Annotated in this window: 18 protein-coding genes; 11 read left to right on the top strand and 7 right to left on the bottom strand. The window is 35.5% G+C overall.

Going from position 1 to position 17,645, the window contains the following annotated elements:
- Positions 1-50: 50 nt before the first annotated feature.
- A complete protein-coding gene (locus D778_RS01440) occupies positions 51-1,838 on the bottom strand; it encodes a M61 family metallopeptidase (protein ID WP_051052629.1) in 1,788 nt (595 codons plus the stop codon).
- 98 nt (positions 1,839-1,936) lie between these two features.
- On the opposite strand from D778_RS01440, the gene D778_RS01435 reads away from it, so the two are divergent.
- From D778_RS01435 to D778_RS01395, 9 genes are all read left to right on the top strand, one after another.
- On the top strand, positions 1,937-3,097 hold the full coding sequence (locus D778_RS01435; protein WP_007647020.1) for an aminotransferase class I/II-fold pyridoxal phosphate-dependent enzyme: 1,161 nt from the start codon (positions 1,937-1,939) through the stop codon (positions 3,095-3,097).
- Positions 3,094-3,537 carry a putative signal transducing protein gene (locus D778_RS01430; RefSeq protein WP_007647018.1) on the top strand — a complete coding sequence of 148 codons (444 nt, stop codon included), beginning with the start codon at positions 3,094-3,096 and terminating at the stop codon, positions 3,535-3,537. The genes D778_RS01435 and D778_RS01430 overlap by 4 nt, the downstream gene beginning before the upstream one ends.
- Positions 3,538-3,619: 82 nt before the next feature.
- Complete coding sequence (gene bioD, locus D778_RS01425; RefSeq protein ID WP_007647016.1) at positions 3,620-4,228, top strand: dethiobiotin synthase; 609 nt, start codon at positions 3,620-3,622, stop codon at positions 4,226-4,228.
- A 138-nt stretch (positions 4,229-4,366) separates the two neighbouring features.
- Positions 4,367-5,632, top strand: a complete 1,266-nt coding sequence (gene bioA, locus D778_RS01420) for an adenosylmethionine--8-amino-7-oxononanoate transaminase (protein ID WP_007647011.1) — start codon at positions 4,367-4,369, stop codon at positions 5,630-5,632.
- A gap of 282 nt (positions 5,633-5,914) precedes the next feature.
- Entirely contained in the window at positions 5,915-7,063 is a 1,149-nt protein-coding gene (locus D778_RS01415; RefSeq protein WP_007647007.1) for a beta-ketoacyl synthase N-terminal-like domain-containing protein, read from the top strand.
- Positions 7,064-7,090: 27 nt separating this feature from the next.
- Positions 7,091-8,044 (top strand): alpha/beta fold hydrolase, encoded by a 954-nt coding sequence (locus D778_RS01410; protein ID WP_007647004.1) that lies wholly within the window; start codon positions 7,091-7,093, stop codon positions 8,042-8,044.
- 32 nt (positions 8,045-8,076) lie between these two features.
- Positions 8,077-9,171 (top strand): biotin synthase BioB, encoded by a 1,095-nt coding sequence (bioB, locus tag D778_RS01405; protein ID WP_007647003.1) that lies wholly within the window; start codon positions 8,077-8,079, stop codon positions 9,169-9,171.
- 36 nt (positions 9,172-9,207) lie between these two features.
- Positions 9,208-10,077 (top strand): cupin-like domain-containing protein, encoded by an 870-nt coding sequence (locus D778_RS01400; RefSeq protein WP_007647001.1) that lies wholly within the window; start codon positions 9,208-9,210, stop codon positions 10,075-10,077.
- Positions 10,078-10,186: 109 nt separating this feature from the next.
- Positions 10,187-12,376, top strand: coding sequence for a T9SS type A sorting domain-containing protein (locus D778_RS01395; protein WP_007646999.1), 2,190 nt, complete (start codon positions 10,187-10,189; stop codon positions 12,374-12,376).
- 49 nt (positions 12,377-12,425) lie between these two features.
- Here the strand turns inward: D778_RS01395 and nadD are convergent, their stop codons facing one another.
- The 3 genes from nadD to D778_RS01380 are packed head-to-tail and all read right to left on the bottom strand — an operon-like array spanning position 12,426 to position 14,499.
- A complete protein-coding gene (gene nadD, locus D778_RS01390; protein ID WP_007646998.1) occupies positions 12,426-13,004 on the bottom strand; it encodes a nicotinate (nicotinamide) nucleotide adenylyltransferase in 579 nt (192 codons plus the stop codon).
- A 3-nt stretch (positions 13,005-13,007) separates the two neighbouring features.
- Positions 13,008-13,604 carry a guanylate kinase gene (gene gmk, locus D778_RS01385; protein WP_007646997.1) on the bottom strand — a complete coding sequence of 199 codons (597 nt, stop codon included), beginning with the start codon at positions 13,602-13,604 and terminating at the stop codon, positions 13,008-13,010.
- Positions 13,605-13,641: 37 nt separating this feature from the next.
- Positions 13,642-14,499, bottom strand: a complete 858-nt coding sequence (locus D778_RS01380) for a YicC/YloC family endoribonuclease (protein ID WP_007646996.1) — start codon at positions 14,497-14,499, stop codon at positions 13,642-13,644.
- Between the two features lie 117 nt (positions 14,500-14,616).
- Here D778_RS01380 and D778_RS01375 point away from each other — a divergent pair, with 117 nt between their 5' ends.
- Entirely contained in the window at positions 14,617-15,096 is a 480-nt protein-coding gene (locus D778_RS01375) for an acyl-CoA thioesterase (RefSeq protein WP_007646995.1), read from the top strand.
- Here D778_RS01375 and D778_RS01370 read toward each other — a convergent pair.
- Together D778_RS01370 and D778_RS01365 are read right to left on the bottom strand one after the other, a co-directional pair.
- A complete protein-coding gene (locus tag D778_RS01370) occupies positions 15,085-15,981 on the bottom strand; it encodes a DMT family transporter (protein ID WP_007646994.1) in 897 nt (298 codons plus the stop codon). The two genes, D778_RS01375 and D778_RS01370, sit on opposite strands and share 12 nt — an antisense overlap.
- Positions 15,974-16,327 (bottom strand): arsenate reductase family protein, encoded by a 354-nt coding sequence (locus D778_RS01365; protein ID WP_007646993.1) that lies wholly within the window; start codon positions 16,325-16,327, stop codon positions 15,974-15,976. The genes D778_RS01370 and D778_RS01365 overlap by 8 nt, the downstream gene beginning before the upstream one ends.
- A 107-nt stretch (positions 16,328-16,434) precedes the next feature.
- Here D778_RS01365 and D778_RS01360 point away from each other — a divergent pair, with 107 nt between their 5' ends.
- Positions 16,435-16,890 (top strand): DinB family protein, encoded by a 456-nt coding sequence (locus D778_RS01360; protein ID WP_007646992.1) that lies wholly within the window; start codon positions 16,435-16,437, stop codon positions 16,888-16,890.
- Here the strand turns inward: D778_RS01360 and D778_RS01355 are convergent.
- Entirely contained in the window at positions 16,885-17,601 is a 717-nt protein-coding gene (locus D778_RS01355; protein ID WP_007646991.1) for a DUF3298 and DUF4163 domain-containing protein, read from the bottom strand. The genes D778_RS01360 and D778_RS01355 overlap by 6 nt on opposite strands.
- Positions 17,602-17,645: the final 44 nt, after the last annotated feature.

Genomic DNA, 17,645 nt, shown 5'->3' with positions numbered 1-17,645 from the left:
TAAATGCCTTAGAACCAATTATAGTTTTAAGGCATTTTTTATTAATCTTCCTATTTCTTGCCCAACCAGTTTTCTCTATTGGCTTTTAGTTTTTTATCCAATGGTTTTTTATCTGCCTCCACTAAAGAAATGGTATAAGAGGTATCGGCCAAAAGCGTTAACTTGGTGGTTTTGGTTTTTCCAAAACGATCAAAAACCACCTCAACTTTATCATTCACTTTATAGGTATTTAGTAAGTCTTTTAGGTTTGTGTCATCAGTTAGCTCTGTGTTGCCAATCTTTAAAAGTTTATCTCCTTTTTGAAGCCCAGCCTTATAAGCAGTAGAGTTATTTTTGGGATTGCTCATTATTTTGCCATGTCTTACAAAGGCACCAAAAGCTACTTTTGTGGTGTCTTGGCTTAGTAAAACACCAACCGTTTTGAAAAGCTTTTTAAAATCTGGCATCTCAGAGTTGTAAATATAATTGTTAAAAAACCTGTTCCCAAAGTCTTTTCCTGCATACTCATTTAAAGTCTGGTTTAGGTTGTCTATAGTATAGTAGGTTTGGGTTTTACCATAGGTTTGCCAAACCAGCTTCATATAATCGTCCAGGTTTAGGTTTTTTTCCCTTAAGGACAAATCCAAAGCCAGGCCCAACATACTTCCATAAGAATAATAAGAAATAAAAGTATTTTCCCTATTGGTTTCATCAACCGATTTGGCTGCATCCACAAAAGGCGCTTGATAGCTCATTTCAATTGGATTGAAATAATTGCGACCAGGAGAATCCCATACATAATTAAAAGTACCTGTTAAACCAGTAATGTATTTAGCTTGCGAGATAACTCCTGCCCGACATAAGGTTAAATCGTCGTAATAGCTTGTAAAACCTTCTGCAAACCAAAGTTCACCACTCATGTTGGCTTCTTCAAAATTAAATGGTTCCAAGGTTTTAGGACGAATACGTTCCACATTCCAACAGTGAAAGAACTCATGCGAAACGGTTCCAATATTTTGGTCTATGCCTCCATTTGCCAAACTACGTGTGCTCACTACATAAGTGGAATTTCTATGTTCCATACCATCTCCATTGGCATTAGGCATATAACAAGCTAAAAAAGTATATTCGCCATAATCGTAAGTTGGCAACTCACCAAAAACAGCTTTTTGTTGTAGAACTACCTTTTTTATGTAATTAAAATACGTGTTGATGTCTGCTTCTGAGGCTGCATCGTCATGAAGTACCAATGTAATGGTTTGGTCTTCTACTTGAAAAGAACGCAAGCTATAGTTGGCAATTTCTGTAGGGCTATCCATAAAATACTGCAAGTTTTTTGCATGGTAGGTAGTGCCTTCCAAATGTTTTAATTGTGTAGCAACCTTCCAGTTTAAATCTTCCCGAACCTTAAAAGTCACTTGCATTTCGTTTTCCGACAACTCAGGCACATACATAAAAGTAGCAGGCATGTTTAAGTGCGCATGTGTTTCATCTACTTGTGCATAGGTGCCATCGCCATGATTTGCAAACAAGGTATACCTTACACGAATGGTACCATCGTGTCCCGAGACATTCCAAACATACGGATTTGGGCGTGTGGTTTCCAAGACCTTTCCTTGGCTGTCGGTTACTTTTACATTGTAAACGTTTTTGGCAAATTCATGAATGGCATAACGCCCTGGAGACGACCTTGCCATTCTAAAGACCACCTTATCCGATTGTAAATCTGTGAAAGTGGCTTGAATGCTAGCTTCGTGATGTACAGCATTTTCAAATGAAATAACATAACTTGAGGATACTTGGGCCTTTACCAATATTGAAAAAAAGAACACCAATAGCGTGAATTCAAACTTTTGCATAAAAATAAATTTAAGGTTGTAAGATACGATGTTTTTTACTTCCAAAAATAGACCAGCAAGGTTTTTAAAACATTATAGGTCTTTCGTATCTTTGAGGCATGTTTCCTAAAAAACTTCAAGACAAAATAAATGAGCGTAAAACCCATAACATGTTGCGCAAATTGGGCACACAACACCATTTGATAGATTTTTCTTCCAACGATTATTTAGGGTTTTCAAACTTGAAGGAGATTTTCGACATGACACATCGTTATTTGGAAACCAGTAACCTTACCAGAAATGGCGCTACTGGCTCCCGTTTGCTGTCTGGAAATTACGAGTTGTATAACGAAGTAGAAAAGACCTTGTGTGAGTTTCACCAAGCAGAGTCAGCTTTGATTTTTAATTCAGGATACAATGCCAATTTAGGATTTTTTTCTTCAGTCCCTCAACGTGGTGACATTATTTTATACGATGAATATATTCACGCATCCATAAGGGATGGAATTGGCATGAGCCATGCAAAATCCTATAAATATAGGCATAACGATTTAAAGCATCTGGATGAGATGCTAAAACGCTTATCTACAGACAAGGCAGGAGTTCAGCATAATCCATCTGTAATTTACGTGGTTACCGAATCTGTTTTTTCCATGGATGGCGATGCTCCTGATATTGCTTCTTTAATTCACATAAGCAAACAACACCAAGCCTATCTTGTTATAGATGAAGCCCATGCTACAGGTGTTTTTGGTAAAAATGGCGAAGGGTTGCTTCAGGAATTGGGTTTGGAAAATGACGTTTTTGCAAGAATCATCACCTTTGGAAAAGCCTTGGGAAGTCATGGAGCAGCTATTTTGGGAAGTAAAGCTTTAACCCAATACTTAATAAACTTTGCAAGACCCTTTATCTATACCACAGCACTACCACCTCACTCCTTAATGACAATCAAATCGGTTTACATCGAGTTGCCAAAAACGCATGAAATCTCCAAACTAAAAGAGAATATTACCTTGTTTAAAGAGGAAATCTTAAAAAACAACTTGCAAAATCATTTTATAGAGAGTCAATCAGCCATACAGAGTTGTTTGATTTTAGGTAACGAAAACGTTAAAGCCATCTCAAATCAGCTTATAAAAAAAGGATTTGATGTGAAACCCATTCTGTCACCAACTGTTCCAAAAGGAAAAGAACGATTACGTTTTTGTTTGCATAGTTTTAATTCTGAAACAGAAATTAAGGAAGTCATCCAGCTTTTAGCCAAACTTTTAAATATATGACAGAGACATTTAAAACCATTGCCAGATTTCAGTATTCCTCTGAAGCACAAATCATAAAAGGACGTTTGGAAGCTGAAGGTATTGACGTGTTTCTTTCCGATCATTTAACCATAGATACAGACCCATTGATAAGTAATGCCATAGGAGGTGTCAAGTTAAAAGTGTATTCATATCAAAGCGAAGAAGCAATAAACATTTTGGAATCCATAAGAACATATTCCATGGACGACGAAGGAAACTCCATAAACTGTCCCAATTGCCAAAGCCAAAAAATAGAACTCTTTTCTACAATTAAAGATGCCAAATCATTAATATGGTTTATTTTTGGTGTCCTGTTTTCGGGGCTTCCATTTTATACCAGGCACAAGTATCGATGTGAAGCTTGCCAAACCGAATTCGATTTAAAAAAAAACTCGCATGATCAGGTTTTTAATTATTAAGCTTGAAGCAGAATGTTAATTGGGTGTTCCTTATGACAATTAAAAAACAATAAAGATTAATACATGAAACAATTATAAACTCATGAAAACCTATTTTGTAACGGGAATCTCAACAGAGGTTGGTAAAACCATGGCTTCGGCCATTTTAGTGGAAGCCCTTCAAGCCGATTATTGGAAACCCATTCAAGCTGGGGAATTGGATCATTCAGACACTCATAAGGTGGAACGCTTGGTGTCCAATAAACAATCCAAATTCCACCCAAACAGCTTTGCATTAAAAACACCCATGAGTCCTCATGCAGCAGCAGAAATAGAAGGTGTTTCCATAACTTTAAAAGACATTATAGCACCAAAAACCAAGAACCACCTGGTTATTGAAAGCGCTGGAGGCTTGCTGGTACCAATAAATAATACACAAACCATTTTAAACCTTATAAAACCAGAATACCATGTTATTGTGGTTTCCAGACATTATTTAGGAAGCATCAATCACACACTGTTAACAGTAAATCTGTTGAAAGAAAAAGGCTTTCAGGTGTCCCTTATTTTCAGTGGAAACGAACATAAAACAACCGAAGCCATCATCAAAAAAATGACAAAAGTTCCAATTATAGGAAGAATAGACGAGGAGCCTTACTTTGATAAGAATGTGGTTTTGGAATATGCAGAAAGGTTTAAAGATAATCTGTAATTTTTGTCATACTAATTGGTATCAGTGTTACAAAACAGTAAGAAATTAGTTGTTGGACATTCTGGAGGATAACTGTAAAAAACTTTAAAAGAACAAACCAAAATTATGAGATGCTGACACCAGTTCAGCATAACGCTTATGACACTAAAAGAACGGGATAAAAAACATCTTTGGCATCCATTAACGCAACACAAATTGCATCCAGAAGCCATTGCCATAACCAAAGCCAAAGGTTGCGTGTTAACAGACGAAGATGGCAAGGAATATTTAGATGCCATTGCATCTTGGTACACCTGCATGTACGGACATTGTAACGAGTATATTACCAATCGGGTTTCTGCACAAATGCAGCAGTTGGATCAGGTAGTATTTAGTGGGTTTACACATGAGCCAGCAGTTAAATTATCGGAAGCTTTAATCCAGGTTTTACCAAAAAATCAAAACAAATTGTTTTTTAATGACAATGGATCCACCTCAGTTGAAATAGGTATTAAAATGGCTTTGCAATTTCATTTTAACCAAGGAAAAACATGCAACACCTTAATTGCTTTTGAAGATGGCTTTCATGGCGATACCTTTGGTGCCATGAGTGTGTCTGGATTATCGGTTTACAACGGTCCTTTCGAGGAATTTTTTTTAAATGTGAAACGAATCCCTACACCCAATGGAACCAATCATGACACCATAATAAACTCTCTTCGTAACATTATAAAAAACCATAAAGTAGCAGGCTTTGTTTACGAACCTTTGGTTCAAGGAGCTGCTGCTATGAAAATGCACGACGGTGAAGGCTTAGAGCTAATATTGAAATTTTGCAAAGAGAACAACATTGTAACAGTAGCTGATGAAGTGATGACTGGTTTTGGTAAAACTGGAAAACACTTTGCTTCAGACTATATGGAAATCAAGCCAGACATTATGTGTTTAAGCAAAGCTTTAACTGCTGGTTTATTGCCTATGGCCATCACATCTTGTTCGCAAGGTGTTTATGATGCTTTTTATAGCGATGATATTGGCAAAGGCTTATTTCACGGACACACTTATTCTGCAAATCCATTAGCCTGTACAGCTGCTTTGGCAGGCCTGGAGTTGTTGCAATCAGAAGACATGCAAAAGAACATCAAACGAATTACTGCTTCACACGAAGCTTTTAATTTACGTATAAAACAACATCCCAAAGTAAAATCTACCAGACAGAGAGGCGTTATTTTTGCTCTGGATTTAAATACTGAAATGTCCAGGTATGGTAATTTAAGGGACAAACTGTTTCAATTTTTTATGGAACAGGGTGTTTTCCTTCGTCCATTGGGAAATACCATATACATTCAAGCGCCTTATGTAATTTCAAATGCACAATTGGAAAAAGTCTATCAAACCATTGAAGAAGCTTTGTCAATAGTTTAAATTTGCAAGGTTCATGGAAAAATGGAACCTCCACTTAACTCGTTTCAGTGTCATATATTTGGTATGCAAATAAGTTACAATTACATATTAAATAAATGAAGGAATCACCAATATTAATCAAGCAATTGCAAGGGAAAAGCAATTGAAGAATTGGCATAAAGAGTGGAAATTAAATTTAATTGGAAAGTTACATCCAACTTTAAAAACATTAAATTATCAATAAAAAAATGAGATGCTGAAAACACTGTCTGTTAACAGGCAGAAGTTTAACATGACAATATAATGATTCAACCTATTTCCATAACCAGCTTATCAAGTCTATCACCTTTAGGGAAAACCCCTGAAGATATTTGGCAAGCTTATAAAAATAAACAGCATTATTTTTCTACCAAACATAAAAATTTAGTTGCAGAACTCCCAGAGGAGTTAAAAAAGGAAATCAAAAAACTTAGAGCTTCAGATAGCAAGTACAAAGCTTTGGATGATACCGTTTTGTTTGCTCTTTACACCGCAAGACAAGCCGTAAAACAAGCAGGTTGGCAAACAACCGATAACTTTGGAGTCAATATTGGCTCTTCAAGAGGAGCAACGGCACTTTTTGAAAGTCATTTTGAGTTTTTTCTTAAAAAAGACAAAGTAAAACCCTTAAGTTCGCCAACAACAACTTTGGGCAATATTTCTTCATGGGTAGCTCACGATTTACAAACTCAAGGCCCCGAAATTTCACATTCCATTACCTGTTCTACAGCATTACATGGATTATTGAATGGCATTGCCTGGATACATTCTGGTATGTGTAACAAGTTTTTGGTTGGAGGAAGCGAGGCACCTTTAACCCAATTCACCATCGCTCAAATGCAAGCGCTTAAAATTTATTGCCATTCGGAACAAAGTGAAGAACTTTACCCTTGTCAAGCTTTAAATTTAAATAAAAAACAAAATACCATGATTTTGAGTGAAGCTGCCTCCATGGCTTGTTTGGAGCAAGGTCATACACCCAATGCCTTGGCAAAAATTATTGGAATAGGTTTTGCCACTGAAATCTTGGAACATAGCGTTTCTCTTTCCACTGAGGCCATCTGCTTCCAACGTTCCATGAACATGGCTTTAGGAAACCTTGATCCCAACCAAGTAGATGTAATTGTAACCCATACTCCAGGAACCATTAAAGGAGACTTGGCAGAATTCACTGCTATTAAAAAAGTGTTTGGCGATAAACATCCAGCTTTAACCTGTAATAAGTGGAAATTGGGTCATAGCTTGGGAACCAGTGGCATGCTAAATTTGGAGATGGCTTTAGGCATGTTACAACATCAAGAGTTTATTTCCATACCATATTTAGAGCAAGAAACACCAAAAAAAATAAAGCATGTTTTAATAAATGCAGTTGGTTTTGGTGGTAATGCTGTATCTGTGTTATTAACGAAATAGTTATATTTACCTTTATAAATCTTACTTATGAAACATTTGTTCTTTTTTCTTTGTTTACCCATTTTGGGTTTTTCGCAAGTCGATCCAAACATTTTCGAAAAATTCGAATCCAAATTTTATGAAATTGATGGTTATAACATCAATGTAGAAGTCTTGGGCGAAGGCGATCCTATTTTCTTTTTACCAGGAGGACCGGGAAATTCCCACGATTATATGCAAGGGAATTTCGGACAATACTATAAAACCAATACCGTGGTTTTTTTCGATTTCTTGGGAAGGGGTAAAAGTGATGATGCCAAAGATGTCTCAGAATATTCCGTTGAAAACGATGTAGCACTTATTGAAAAACTAAGACAGGTTCTTGGTTATACTAAAATCTCATTGGTTGGGCATTCCTACGGAACGGTTCCTGCTCAGGCCTATGCTATAAAATATCCAGAACAAGTGGATAAAATGGTCTTGATTAATGGTTTTCATTCTGGAGCCATGTGGCAAGCCAATTGCGATAGCTACAATCATTATGCTAAAACCCATTTCCCCGAAAAATGGAAACAAGTCGATTCCCTTCGTGCTCTGGGCTATGTGTCCAGTCAAGAACCGTTAAAAACGGTTTATGGCAATTTTCCAACCAAATATATTTATTACCACAATACCAACTTAAAACAAAACGCACCAAAGGAAAACTATAGAGGTTGGGCTAATGATGTGTATGTGGAAATTATTGGTCGGGATGGCGATTTTGATGTATCTGGAAGTATGATCAACCAAGATTATAGGCAACAATTAAAAGATGTTAAAGCAAAAACCATAATTATAGCTGGCAGATATGATGGTGTTTCCACTCCAGAGTTTGCTGTGCAGTACAAAACCTTTATGCCACAAGCACAGTTTGTAATGTTTGAGCAAAGTGCTCACAATCCGTATTTGGAAGAACCAGAAAAATTTTATGGGCTTTTTGAGAGCTTTTTCAATATAAAATAAGTTATTTTTGAACCATACTTGAAACTAACAACATGAGTAAAACAAGACACAACTGGACCAAAGAACAGATTTTAGAGATATATAACAAACCTATGATGGAACTGCTTTACGAAGCAGCAACCATACATCGTTTACATCATGATCCCAATGTGGTTCAGGTGTCCACCTTGCTTTCCATTAAAACAGGAGGCTGCTCAGAAGATTGTGGCTACTGTCCTCAAGCTGCACGTTACCACACCAACATAGAGGGCAACGATTTAATGACTGTTCAACAAGTAAAAGCACAAGCCTTACGTGCTAAAGAAACGGGAAGTTCCAGAGTATGTATGGGAGCAGCATGGAGAAACGTAAAAGATGGTGAAGAGTTTGACCAAGTTTTGGAAATGGTAAGAACCATTAATAAACTGGATATGGAAGTATGCTGTACCTTGGGAATGGTAACCGAAAACCAAGCCAAGCGTCTGGCCGAAGCTGGTTTATACTCTTACAACCATAATTTGGACTCATCGGAAGAATACTATAAAGAAGTGATTTCCACACGTGGTTATCAAGATAGGTTAGATACCATAGAGAATGTTCGTAAAACCAATGTAACGGTTTGTTCTGGAGGAATTATTGGTATGGGAGAATCTGTAGAAGACAGAGCAGGTATGCTTGTGGCTTTATCCACTTTAAATCCGCAACCAGAATCCACACCTATAAATGCTTTGGTTGCAGTGGAAGGTACACCTTTGGAAGATGAAAAACCCGTTGAGATTTGGGACATGATACGAATGGTTGCAACAACAAGAATTGTCATGCCAGAAACACAAGTGCGTTTAAGTGCTGGAAGAACTCAAATGAGTCGGGAAGGTCAAGCTATGTGTTTCTTTGCTGGAGCAAACTCCATTTTTGCAGGAGATAAGTTGTTGACTACGCCAAATCCAGATGTGAATGAAGACATGAAAATGTTTGAGCTTTTAGGAATGAACCCTCAAAAACCGTTCACCAAAAAAGTACAACCCCAAACAGTTGAGGCTTCAGACTCGCAATATCAAGCCCTGGGTGAAAAACCAAGATGGACCAGGCCAGACCATAAAATAGAACGCAACGAAATTGCTAAAGAAAAGGCAAAAACTTTCAAGTAATGTATGGTATTTGTTTTTTAACCTCTTAAATAATAGATGTTGAAATTGAATCTTCAAGATATTCCACGTGAAAAATCTATCTCTAAAGAAGATTTTTTAAAGCGTTACTTTAAACCGCAAAAGCCTGTGGTTATAGAGCAATTTATTGAAGATTGGCCAGCTTTTTCCAAATGGAACCTCAATTATTTTAAAGACATAGCAGGAGACAAAACCGTTCCTTTGTACGACGATAGACATGTATCCTGCAAAGATGGTTTTAACGAGGCTCATGCAAAAATGCCTTTAAAGGATTACATAAAGTTGCTTCAAAACGGTTCTACCAAATACCGTATTTTTCTCTGGAACATATTAAAAGAAGTACCACAGCTACAAAACGATTTTAACTATCCAGATTTAGGGTTAAAACTATTAAAAAAACTCCCAATGCTCTTTTTTGGAGGAAAAGATTCCTACACCTTCATGCATTATGATATAGACTTGGCAAATATTTTCCATGTTCATTTTGAAGGAGAAAAAGACATTATTCTTTTCGACCAAAAGCAAAACAAATTTTTATATAAAATCCCTCATTCCTTAATAACAAGGGAAGATATTGATTTCTCAAATCCAGATCTTGAAAAATGGCCTGCTTTAAAACAGGCAACAGGTTTTAAAACTACTTTAAAACATGGAGATATGCTGTACATGCCTGAAGGTTACTGGCATTATATGAAATATGTAACCACAGGTTTCTCGTTGAGCTTGAGAGCCATTCCTAGAAACCCATTTAATTTAAGTAAAGCCATATACAATATTTTGGTGATGCGCTATTTTGATAATGCCATGAGACGTATAAAAGGTCAAAAATGGATTGAATGGAAGAATGAACAGGCTGTGATTAGGACTACAAAACAAATTGGAAAGTAAAAAAACACTTTCAATTTATTGCATTTCATCGAAAAACACTGTTGTTTAGACCTTTTTTAGATTTTAAAATTTAACTTGTTGTTAAATATCCCAATTAAAAAACCTACTTATGAAAACAAAATTACTCACACCTATCTTTATTGGTGTTTTATGCCTACCTTTTTTTGGGCTTGGCAAGACACATTTAGACACCAATCCACACACAATCCCAAATGTTGTGTTCTATTTTTTTCCAACTAGCCTTTCAGGTTTTAATTATGTTCACGGCTCTGGACCATCTGCAGCTCAATCGTTTCAAATTAACGATGTGTTGGCTTTAGAGAGATCTTATACCATTAATGCTTCTACAGGTTATGAAGTGTCTTTAGAGGCTAATAACAATTTTACCAACATGCTCATTATACCTAATACCATAATAGATTCGGGTCCAGTAGATGTATATATAAGATTGAAATCCAGTATGCCTGTAGGAATTCATTCTGGAACCATACACATCTTTGCTCCAGATCCAACAGATACCAGACAGCAATTCAGTAATCAGGTAGATGAAATTATCAATGTTGAAGGAGAAGTTTCCAGAAAGGAAACCATATGGAATGGTAGTACCTGGAGCAATGGCATCCCAAACCTTGAAACCATTGTTACTTTATCTGGGAATTATGAAACTTCCTCAAATTCCGACTTATTGGCTTGGAGCCTGAATATTGATGCAGGTAAAACCTTAACAGTTGATAACAATACCTTTGTTAAAGTAAAAACAGACGTTATTGTGGATGGACAAATAATTGTAGAAACCCAAGGCGCTTTTGTTCAAGTGGAAGACTCTGGAGTATTTACTTTGAAACCTGGAGGACTTTCAACGGTAAATAAAACAACCTCCCAGTTGGTAAATTGGTACGACTATACCTATTGGAGCTCTCCGGTAAGCAACACTACGGCAAACCAAGCATTTGCAAATTCCAATAGAAGATATTGGTTTAATGCCCAAAATTATTTGGATGTATTAATGGAAACTGACAATGGGAACACCTATGTTCCAGGGCATGACGATGTGGATGATAATGGTGACGATTGGACCAATCTTGCTGGAACCGATGTTTTGGTTCCTGGAGTTGGCTACGCTGCCACACAAAAATCTGCTGGATTTGTCTCAGGGAATACGTACGATCATAATTTTGATGGACCTTTTAACACAGGAACCATTACAACACCCATTTACTATAATGGAGATAACGGTGACAGCGATTGGAATTTTATTGGGAATCCATATCCTAGTGCCATTGATGTGGATGCCTTTTTTGCCGAGAATAGCTCTGTAATAGCTGGTTCCATTTATTTCTGGTCTCATGCTTCTTTACCAGATGCCACAAATAATGGAAACGAAGTTTATAATTTTAATAGTGATGATTACGCAATCATTAACTCTGGAAGTGGAGAAATAGCTGGAGGAAAACCAATCATTCCCAATAGGTATATTCCTTCTGGACAAGGCTTTTTTGTGCAAGGTTTAACAAACGATGATGTGGTTTTTAATAATAGCATGAGAGTGGCAGATAACACAAGCAATTCCCAATTTTTTAGAACTGAAAATCAAGCCAATAAACTCTGGGTAAGCTTGTCATCTGATAATGGTGCGTTTAACCAAGTGCTTATGGCTTATGTTCAAGGAGCCTCTAACGGGAATGATGGACTTTCCTATGATACACCAAGAAATTTATCCACAGATGCTGCTGCCATAATTTATACCTTTATTGAAAATGAAACTGAAAAAATATACGCCATTCAAGGAAAAGCAGAAAGCAGCCTGACCTTAGAAGAGGTGATCCCTCTTGGCTTTTATACCTCAATAGACGAAGCTACATTATATACCTTTACATTGGCTAAATATGAAGGTGATTTTTTACATAACAATACGGTTTATTTAAAGGACAACTATCAGAATATAACACATAACCTTACAAATTCAGATTATGTGTTTACTTCTTCAGTTGGAGAATTTAATGATCGTTTTGAGATTGTTTTTCAAGAAAACACCCTATCTATACATTCTCTGGAATTGAAAAACCAGTTAAGTATTATTGAGCTTGGAAATAATGAATTCACATTTAAAACCTCTAATATGCATCCTGTAAAAAGCCTTGAAATTTATGATGTACAGGGTCGAAAAGTTTATGTTTTGGATGGTTTTGAAAATTCCGCCACCTATAGTTTGCCAGCCTTACATAAAGCAACATATATAGCTAAGGCAACTATGGATAATGAGGTAGTGGTTACCAAAAAGATGTTAAAACGCTTTTAGTGTTTATAAGAGTAATGTTATTTAAAAGCGCAGCCAATTGGCTGCGCTTTTATTTATAGAAATTCATTTCATCCAAATATTCCCATACATGTTCTGGTAGCATAGGCTTTACATTTTTACCAGCTTTAATGGATTTTCTTATAAATGTAGATGAAAGTTCCATGATGGGAGCTTGAATGTGATGTATTTTTTCGTGACCTTTAAATTGAGTTTCTACAGTCCCTTCAGACAGACGAGGATAGGTGTAAATATGGTACTGTTCCAGGATAAGTTTGTAATTTTTCCACTTGTGAAAACTCTTTAAATTGTCTTCGCCCATAAGCAAGCTAAATTTGTAATCTGGAAACTTTTCTTCCAAATAGGCTAAGGTATTTATGGTGTAATTGGGTTGAGGTAAGTTAAATTCTATATCGCTAGGACTTAAGGAATCATAATCTTTGGTAGCTCTGTAAACCATTTCCAGGCGTTGGTAATTGTCAAGTAAGGTACTTTTCTTTTTAAATGGATTATGAGGTGTCACCACAAACCAGACTTTGTCTAAATCGCTGTGTTCCACCAAATGATTGGCAATAATCAAATGTCCAACGTGAATAGGGTTAAAAGAACCAAAAAACAGTCCTATTTTCATTTTTTAAAGCGTTTTGATATGTAAAAAATTATCCACCAAAGTCTCGGCTTCCTGTAAAGCTTTTTCTAGGTTATCATTTTCTATAATAACATCAAATAAAGGAGCAGTAGCAAGTTCGGCAGACGCTTTGGCAATGCGCATATTGATTTTATCTGCACTTTCGGTTTGGCGTTTTTTCAATCTTATTTTAAGCTCGTCTATACTTGGTGGTTTAACAAAAACCGCTAGAGTTTCTTCTGGGAATTTTCGTTTAATACGCAAACCACCAGACACATCAATATCAAAAATAACATGTTTGCCTTTTGCCCAAATACGTTCCACTTCGGTTTTTAAAGTACCATAAAAGTTATCTCTGTAAACCTCTTCCCATTCCAGGAATTCCTCGTTTTTAATTTTTGTTTTAAATTCTGAAGCAGATAAAAAATAATAGTCTTTTCCATGTACCTCATTGCCTCTTTTTTCTCTGGAAGTGGCAGAAATTGAAAATTCCAAGTTTAAGTGGTCTTGTTTTAAAAGGTGTCTCACAATGGTTGTTTTTCCAGAGCCTGAAGGAGCAGAAAATACAATGAGCTTGCCTTTGTGTGGATGTTTGTTTGTCACGAATAATTTTTTAATTTTTGAACTTTAAACTTTAAATCTACAACACATTTAAAAGCTGTTCTTTTATTTTCTCTAGTTCATCTTTCATTTGTACCACAAGTTTTTGCATAGGAGCATAGTTGCTTTTAGAGCCAATGGTATTTATTTCCCTACCAATTTCCTGACCTATAAAACCTAGTTTTTTTCCATTGGAATCGTCTGAACTTAAAGCAGCATTAAAATAATCCAGATGGTTTTTTAGACGTACTTTTTCTTCGGTGATATCAAATTTTTCAATGTAAAATACCAGTTCTTGTTCAAATCGGTTTTCATCCACTTTTTCTTTTAACTCTTCAACACCTTTACGTAAGCGTTCCCGGACACCTTCTATACGCTCGGGATCCATGGCAATAACTTGCTCCAATAAGGTTTCAATATTTTTTAAACGAATTCTAAAATCTGCTTCAAGCGCTTTACCTTCGTCCAATCTATAGATGTCAATATTATTTAAAGCCACATTTATTTCATTTAAAATAGCTTGCCATTCATCTTCATCAATATCGTCCCTTTCTGTATTTAGGGCATCAGGAAATCGAACAGCCATTTTTAAAAGTTCGGTTTCGTCCCCATCCACAATATCTTTCAGTTGCTTGATGTATTGTTTTATAACGGTTTTGTTTACCTGTGTGGTGGTTTCTTCACCAGTAATTTCAACATATATGGAAAAATCTATTTTTCCACGTTCCAATGTGTTGGCAATAAGTTTTCTTAAAGACAGTTCTTTTTCTCTGTAAATAGAAGGCATTCTGGCATTCAAATCCAGATTTTTACTGTTAAGGGATTTTATTTCTATGGTAATTTTTTTGTTTGGCAATTGTAAAACCGATTTGCCATAACCTGTCATGGAGTGTATCATAAACTTATTTATAGTATGTTACAAAGGTAGGTAAATATTGAGGTTTAGAAAACACTAATTTTGTTATGCGTGCATAATATAAAAATGTAAATTTGTTCTTTTAAAAACAGATGCAAGATGTACAAAAAACAGTTTGAAATTAGATGGAGTGATGTAGATGCCAACAGGCATTTGGCCAACAGTGCTTATACTAATTTTATGAGTCATACCAGAATGGCCTTTTTGGTTGAAAATGGTTTTAGTATGAAAACTTTGGGTGAATACCATATTGGTCCTGTGGTGTTTTATGAACATATGTATTATTTTAAAGAAGCATTTTTAGGACAGCAAATCGTTGTTGGTTTAGAGGTTTCTGGCTTAAGTGAAGATGGGATGTTTTTTAAATTCGATCATAATTTTTACAATGAAAAAGGAGAAAACATTGCCCATTGCGAAATGCTTGGTGCTTGGATGGATCTTAACTCCAGAAAGTTAACCAAATTGCCGGAAACGTTATTGGCCATTAAAAACACCTTCCCAAAATCTGATGCTTATAAAACCCTTACAAAAGAAGACACAAGGGTTTCTGGCAAAAAACCGGTTCATTTAACGATATAGTTTGGGTTTTTTGGTTACCAAATAAACACCTGTAAAAATTAAGCAAGCAGCTACAATTTTAATTAAATTCATAGTGTCGCTTCCCATTAATAAAGCAAAAATACTGGCAATTACAGGTTGTATATATAAAAACGTACTTACAGTTGAAGCTTTTAAATGCCTTAAGGCAATTGGGTTTAAAAGATAAGTGGTGAAGGTTGCCCCTACCACTACAAATAAGACTGAAAACACAATATATGGTGAAAAAGAAGTCCAGGCTATGGTAGAAAATTCGCCATATCCAAAAGGCAGAACCAAAATAAACCCAAACAAAAACAACCATTTTATAAACGTAAATGGATGATATTTGCTGGTTAGTTTTTTTATAACAATAAGGTAAATACTATAAGAAACAGCATTAATAAATACCAATAAATTTCCAAGAGGAATATGATCTGCTACGTGAGTGGATTTGCCGTAAACCGATAATACTATAGCCCCTGAAAAGCCGAGTAAAATCCCTATAATTTTTAAACCGGTAATTCTTTCCTTTAAGAAAAAAGCAGACAAAACCAACACCACAATTGGAACTACCGTCATAATTACAGAGGCATGGATGGGAGTTGTATATTCAAGACCTTTAAAGAAAGTTAACATGTTTAAGGCAATACCAAAAACAGAGGCAAAAAACAGTATGATAAAATCTTTGGGTTCTATGCGTTGTTTGGGAGTAAACAAACTTAAAATCCAGAATAAAATGGCTGCTCCCAAAACACGTATAAAAATAAAACCGAAAGGTTTTATAAATCCATCGTCAATAACATCGTTGGCAAACGTAAAGGTAAAACCATAAATAACCTGCACCAAAAACACAGCAATAAGCGCAAAAATCCTGGTTTTATCCATGTATGGCTTCTTTGGCTAGTTGGATTGTTTTTTTGGAATTCCCAATAAAAATATGGTTGTTGTAAACAATTACAGGGCGACTTAAAAAGGTATAATGTTCCAAAAGATATTGTTTGTAATCGGCTTCTTTCAGGTCTTGATTTTTTAAATCCATTTCTTTGTAAAGCTTGGCTCTTTTACTAAAAAGGGTTTCATAGGAGCCAGCCAACTGTTTCATTTCTTCAAGTTGCTTAACAGTAATCTCTTCGTTTTTAATCTCTTGTAAAACAAACCCGGAAGGTAGGTTTAGTTCCTTTAAAATACGTAAGCAGGTATTGCAAGTTTTTAAATAATAGACCTTCTTCATTTTATGCTCACGTTAGTGAGTAACTTTTGTGTTAACATTTATTTTCTCTTGACAAAGAACGTCCATTTTTATTGAAAAAATAATTACTTTTAATAAAAAATAACAAGATGGATTGGGCTTTTGACATTACAAACAAAAATAGGGCAATATTTAAAACGTTTTTAGAAACCTTCACTTTAGAAGAACTCAACAAGGTTCCCAAAGGCTTTAATAACAATATTATTTGGAACATTGCACATACCATTGTCACTCAGCAATTGTTGGTTTACAATTTGTCTGGATTGCCAATGCTTTTAACAAACGACATGGTAGAAAAATACCGAAAAGGCACCAAACCGGAACAAGATGTTACTTGGGCTGAAGTGGATTTGATAAAAGGTTTGCTGTTTTCTACCATAGAAAAAACAAAAGAAGACTACAACAATAACGTATTTGAAACTTATAATGAGTACACGGTTACTACCAAAAGCACTTTAACAAATGTAGATGAAGCCATAGATTTCAATAATTTTCATGAAGGCATTCATTTAGGTTATATCTTGGCGCTAAAACGTGCTCTATAAATAGTTTAATGAAGTCTGTAATTCTTCCCATGGAATCTGTATTTCAGTCATTCCAGAAGAATATGGAGCTATTTCATAGGTGTTGTAAAGCAAAATAACACCTTCTTCGTTAAATCCAATATTTTCGGGAAGTGTAAAATTATCTGGTTCAAAATACAGGTCTTTTTTATCTGCAATTTCCTCATCAAAATACGTTTTGGCAATCTTGGTAAATGCTAAATAATCTTCAAACAGGTCTTCATTTTTCAACATTTTACCTGTTTGGGCATTAAAATTCAAAAAAGAAACATTTAAGTGTCCATGAGCACCACCAGTGTTCATGTAGGTTGTAATGGAGAGTGAAATAACATCCGCAGATTGGTACATGACTTCACCATCTATTTGAGCTTCCCATGCGATAATGGTTTCAGGAAAATCAGACTTAAAAGATTCGTACTCATTGTTAAAAGCATCAATACTTTCTTCTATGGTTTTTAAGGCTGGAGCTTCAGTATCTTTTATGTTTAAAGAATTTATAACATGCTGATGGATGGAAAAATTAATGTTTTTGGAAATATCATCGTTTCCAGAAGCTTCTGGTATGTGAATTTCAAGTAGTTTATTGTTTGTTGTAGTTTTGGTAACTTCTTGAAACTCCACGGTTTTTTCCTCTTTACAAGTTTGTGAGATTAAAGAAATGATGATGGCATAAATAAAAATTTTAAAACGCATGGCACTAAAGGATTAAGATGATGTTAAAGGTAGTTATTGCATTC

It is taken from the genome of Xanthomarina gelatinilytica (assembly GCF_000348685.1).
Classification (GTDB): Bacteria; Bacteroidota; Bacteroidia; order Flavobacteriales; family Flavobacteriaceae; genus Xanthomarina; species Xanthomarina gelatinilytica.
This window is presented reverse-complemented; position numbering and strand designations above follow the sequence as displayed.